The organism is Chryseobacterium sp. CG10_8, from assembly GCF_058117085.1.
Map to the genome: position 1 here is coordinate 1 of NZ_JBYVEB010000258.1, position 866 is coordinate 866.

At 37.8% G+C, this 866-nt stretch carries 1 pseudogene; it reads left to right on the forward strand.

Annotated elements, in window-relative coordinates:
• Positions 1-866, forward strand: a pseudogene (locus AC4AGG_RS16620) (RHS repeat-associated core domain-containing protein); the annotation flags it as partial.

Genomic DNA, 866 nt, shown 5'->3' on the forward strand with positions numbered 1-866 from the left:
CAAACTCTGTTGGTAAGGAACAACGATGGAATACAAAATGTAGATACCTACTATGTATATAATGAGTACAACCAACTCGCTTTTGTAATATCTCCCCTAGCTTCTAATGTTTTTAAAAATTTACCAGCTGGAGCAAATGTTGCCGCAACAGATACCAACCTGAATGAACTCTGCTACCAATACCGCTATGATGGGAGAAACCGTTTAGTAGAAAAAAAACTACCAGGAAAAGGATATAATGCTCAAACTGGGCTGTGGACATGGGAGTCTCTTGTGTATGATAAAGCAGATCGTCTTGTGCTAACTCAAGATCCCAATCTTCAGTTGCAAGGTAAATGGTTGTTGACCAAATATGATCAATTTGGAAGAGTGATCTATACCGGAATAATACCAGGAGGTGATAGAGCCAGTATGCAAGGGCAAGCTGCCAATGTTCTCATTACAGAAAGCCGAAGTATGGGAGGATTTACAAAAAACGGAATACAGATTTATTATACAAACAATATGTTCTCTAGCATTGAAACCGTATTGTCAGTAAATTACTATGATACATACCCAGCTATTCCAAACTCGGTTACTCTACCTTCATCTGTTCTTAGTGATAATGCTCAAAATAGCAGCATATCTACCAAGTCTCTTCCAACAGCGTCTTTTGTTAAAAACATAGAGAATGATAATTGGACACAGAACTATACTTGGTATGATAACAAAGGACGAGCGATTGTAACACATAGTATCAACCATTTAGGTGGATATACCAGAACAGAATCTGAATTAGATTTTGCAGGCGTGGTGAAGAAGACAAAGACTACTCATAAGCGATTAGATACCGATGCCGTAAGAACTATTGAAGAAAACTTCACTTA